Origin of the sequence: Streptomyces sp. NPDC057702 (genome assembly GCF_042799315.1) — a bacterium.
Lineage (GTDB): Bacteria > Actinomycetota > Actinomycetes > Streptomycetales > Streptomycetaceae > Streptomyces.
The window spans coordinates 1-2,899 of record NZ_JBHVJC010000080.1; the positions used below are offsets into that span (position 1 = coordinate 1).

Consider the following 2,899-nt stretch of genomic DNA (forward strand, 5'->3'; position numbering starts at 1 on the left):
CCCCGCCCCCGGAGTGGGCGCCCCCCGGCGTTCTGTAACCGGCCCGCGGCCCCCTCCCACCCGTGGGCGTCCCCGTCCCCCCCAGCGGGCCCGGGGAGCGCCGCGTTCGCGTCCAAAGCACCCGCGTCGGGGCCCGACGAGAGCCCTGACGGCGTGCGGCCGGCCCGGCCGGCGAGGGGAGCGGCGCCCGCCCGTGGTCGGGGCTTTGGATGTCGCTTCCGTGGCCGGCCCCGGGAGGTCACTCCCGGCGTTCCCACGGAGCCGGTTTGACCGTGCGGTGGAGCGCACCGTAATCTTGACCGTCGGCGTCTGTACGCCAAACCCCTGAGCAATTCCCTCCGGCGTAGGCCCTCGGGCTCGTCGGTAGAGGCCGCTCGTCCTCTCGGATCTCATGGGCCTTCGGCCCGTGTGAGCGGCTGGCATCAGGGGTCCCGTTTACTAGCGAGAGAGCGAGATCCGCGTGTACGCCATCGTGCGCAGCGGTGGTCGCCAGCACAAGGTTGCTGTCGGCGACATCGTTGAGGTTGACAAGATTTCCACCGCCAGTGTTGGCGACACGGTAGAGCTCTCTACCTTGCTCGTTGTCGACGGCGACGCGGTCACCAGCGACCCGTGGGTGCTGGCCGGCATCAAGGTGCAGGCCGAGGTCGTGGACCACCACAAGGGCGCGAAGATCGACATCCTTCGCTACAAGAACAAGACCGGCTACCGGCGTCGTCAGGGCCACCGCCAGCAGTACACGGCGATCAAGGTCACCGGCATCCCGACGGCCGCGAAGTAAGGGACTGAGGAGAGATGGCACACAAGAAGGGCGCATCGTCCACTCGGAACGGTCGCGACTCCAATGCTCAGCGGCTCGGCGTGAAGCGCTTCGGCGGTCAGGTCGTCAACGCCGGTGAGATCCTGGTCCGCCAGCGCGGCACGCACTTCCACCCGGGCAGCGGCGTCGGCCGTGGCGGCGACGACACGCTGTTCGCGCTGAACGCCGGCGCGGTGGAGTTCGGCACCTTCCGCGGCCGCAAGGTCGTGAACATCGTCCCGGTCGCCTGATCCGACGGATCACGGCGGACCGCGCGTAACGGTTCTTTCGCGGAGGCGGACCTCCCTTCTCGTGCGGACTCCCAACGGAGTCCCGACACGGGAAGAGGGTCCGCCTTTCGCGTGTTGTCCCACCAGGCAGCACGCAACAGACATCTTTGTATGCAGGTAACTGGAGGCACATCCCATGACCACCTTCGTGGACCGCGTCGAACTCCATGTCGCCGCGGGTAACGGAGGCCACGGCTGCGCCTCCGTCCATCGCGAGAAGTTCAAGCCGCTCGGCGGGCCCGACGGGGGCAACGGCGGGCGTGGCGGCGACGTGATCCTGGTCGTCGACCAGTCGGTCACCACGCTGCTCGACTACCACCACTCCCCCCACCGCAAGGCCACCAACGGCAAGCCCGGCGAGGGCGGCAACCGCTCCGGCAAGGACGGCGGCGACCTGGTGCTGACCGTGCCCGACGGCACCGTCGTGCTCGACAAGCACGGCCAGGTGCTGGCCGACCTCGTCGGCCAGGGCACCACCTTCGTCGCCGCGCAGGGCGGCCGAGGCGGCCTGGGGAACGCGGCGCTGTCCTCCGCCCGCCGCAAGGCGCCCGGCTTCGCGCTGCTCGGCGAGCCCGGCCACGCCGGGGACGTGGTCCTGGAGCTCAAGACCGTCGCCGACGTGGCGCTGGTGGGGTACCCGAGCGCGGGCAAGTCGTCCCTGATCTCCGTGCTCTCGGCCGCCAAGCCCAAGATCGCCGACTACCCGTTCACCACGCTGGTGCCCAACCTCGGCGTGGTCACCGCCGGCGCCACCGTCTACACCATCGCCGACGTGCCGGGCCTGATTCCGGGCGCCAGCGAGGGCCGGGGGCTGGGCCTGGAGTTCCTGCGCCACGTCGAGCGCTGCTCGGTCCTGGTGCACGTGCTGGACACCGCCACCCTGGAGTCCGAGCGGGACCCGCTGAGCGACCTGGACACCATCGAGGCCGAGCTCGCCGCGTACGGCGGTCTGGAGGGCCGGCCCCGGCTGGTCGTGCTCAACAAGGTGGACATCCCCGACGGCCAGGACCTCGCCGACATCATCCGGCCCGACCTGGAGGCCCGCGGGTACCAGGTCCTGGAGGCGTCGGCGGTCTCGCGCGCGGGCCTGAAGGAGCTGTCCTTCGCGCTGGCGAACATCGTCGCGCAGGCGCGGGCGGACAAGCCGAAGGAGGAGGCCACCCGCATCGTCATCCGGCCCAAGGCCGTGGACGACGCCGGTTTCACGGTCACCGCCGAGGGCGAGGACCTGTTCCGGGTGCGGGGCGAGAAGCCCGAGCGCTGGGTGCACCAGACGGACTTCAACAACGACGAGGCCGTGGGGTACCTGGCCGACCGGCTCAACCGGCTCGGTGTCGAGGACGCGCTCCTCAAGGCCGGCGCCAGGGCCGGCGACGGCGTCGCCATCGGCGCGGACGAGAACGCCGTCGTCTTCGACTGGGAGCCCAGCATGGCCGCCGGCGCGGAGATGCTCGGCCGGCGTGGCGAGGACCACCGTCTGGAGGCGCCCCGCCCGGCCGCGCAGCGCCGTCGGGACCGGGACGCGGCCCGGGACGAGTCGGACCAGGAGTTCGACGAGTTCCGGCCCTTCTGAGGCCCGCCGCACGACGGTGGGCCGCACGACCCGTGCGGCCCACGCGTAGGGCCCCGAGAAGCCGTCGCGCTTCTCGGGGCCCTACCTCGTTCGGGGGTGCCCTCGTGCCCCCTGGCCGCCAGGGCCGCCCGCCCCCCCGGGGGGTGGGGCGGGGGCGACGTGGGGGCGGGGGGGCGGAGCCGGGGGGCAGGGCGGGGCACAAGCAGGCCCAGGTGAACGTCACCCTCTGGGTGGGGA

Annotated in this window: 3 protein-coding genes; all 3 read left to right on the forward strand. The window is 71.9% G+C overall.

Annotated features, from left to right (window positions below):
• Window positions 1-460: 460 nt before the first annotated feature.
• On the forward strand, window positions 461-781 hold the full coding sequence (rplU, locus tag ACFVFR_RS31800) for a 50S ribosomal protein L21 (protein WP_383708094.1): 321 nt from the start codon (window positions 461-463) through the stop codon (window positions 779-781).
• A gap of 14 nt (window positions 782-795) precedes the next feature.
• Window positions 796-1,050: a 50S ribosomal protein L27 gene (gene rpmA / locus ACFVFR_RS31805; protein ID WP_176161586.1), complete on the forward strand. Its 255-nt coding sequence runs from the start codon at window positions 796-798 to the stop codon at window positions 1,048-1,050.
• 175 nt (window positions 1,051-1,225) lie between these two features.
• Entirely contained in the window at window positions 1,226-2,662 is a 1,437-nt protein-coding gene (gene obgE / locus ACFVFR_RS31810; protein ID WP_383708096.1) for a GTPase ObgE, read from the forward strand.
• Window positions 2,663-2,899 lie beyond the last annotated feature (237 nt).

What these genes read in the sequence shown, in the direction of transcription:
- rpmA (WP_176161586.1), top strand. Translation starts at nt 796, where the DNA reads ATGGCACACAAGAAGGGCGCATCGTCCACTCGGAACGGTCGCGACTCC.
- obgE (WP_383708096.1), top strand. Translation starts at nt 1,226, where the DNA reads ATGACCACCTTCGTGGACCGCGTCGAACTCCATGTCGCCGCGGGTAAC.